Consider the following 778-nt stretch of genomic DNA (forward strand, 5'->3'; position numbering starts at 1 on the left):
TACTATTGAATATTCAAGACACTTAATAAAGTGTTTGAGAACTCATGTTTAATGCTTGCGCATTAAACGTTTTGTAATTAATCACATGACAGACTCATGCAATTAAATACTATCAGCTTTCCAAATTGTTAAAGAGCGGGCTTAAAAAAGCCAAAGATAATTTTTAAGTTTATCTTTGGCATCTCTATCAATAATGCATATGCCTTATTACTTTGCAATAAAGTCAGAATAAGGTGTAAATGGTGGAGCTATGCGGGATCGAACCGCAGACCTCCTGCGTGCAAGGCAGGCGCTCTCCCAGCTGAGCTATAGCCCCATTTACATGCAGTGCGAGTAAGTAAGATGTTCCAAACCTCTAAAAGGATTGGTTTGCCAAATCGAGTTATCCGCGGCAAATTAACGCGACGTTTAGTTCACTAAACGAGTGTTAATTTAACAAAGGAGAACGAAGATTTGGTGGGTCAGAGTGGACTTGAACCACCGACCTCACCCTTATCAGGGGTGCGCTCTAACCAGCTGAGCTACAGACCCATCTTTTACTCTTTCTTCTATCAAGCAAATCTGTGTGAACACTCAAAAGGTACACGGATGTACCGAATGTCGAAAATGCAGGAGCATTTTTCGACCAAACATTAAGTTAGTCGTATAGGTAAGGAGGTGATCCAGCCCCAGGTTCCCCTAGGGCTACCTTGTTACGACTTCACCCCAGTCATGAACCACAAAGTGGTGAGCGCCCCCCCGAAGGTTAAGCTACCCACTTCTTTTGCAGCCCACTCCC

Annotated in this window: 2 tRNA genes and 1 rRNA gene; all 3 read right to left on the reverse strand. The window is 43.2% G+C overall.

Annotation, left to right across the window (positions count from 1 at the left end):
• Window positions 1-240: 240 nt before the first annotated feature.
• Window positions 241-316: transfer RNA gene (locus tag L5M17_RS22915), tRNA-Ala, on the reverse strand.
• Window positions 317-454: 138 nt separating this feature from the next.
• A tRNA-Ile gene (locus L5M17_RS22920) sits at window positions 455-531 on the reverse strand.
• 119 nt (window positions 532-650) lie between these two features.
• Window positions 651-778: ribosomal RNA gene (locus tag L5M17_RS22925) — 16S ribosomal RNA — on the reverse strand; the annotation flags it as partial.

The sequence above is a fragment of the Shewanella sp. SW24 genome, from assembly GCF_025653395.1.
Taxonomy (GTDB): Bacteria; Pseudomonadota; Gammaproteobacteria; order Enterobacterales; family Shewanellaceae; genus Shewanella; species Shewanella oncorhynchi.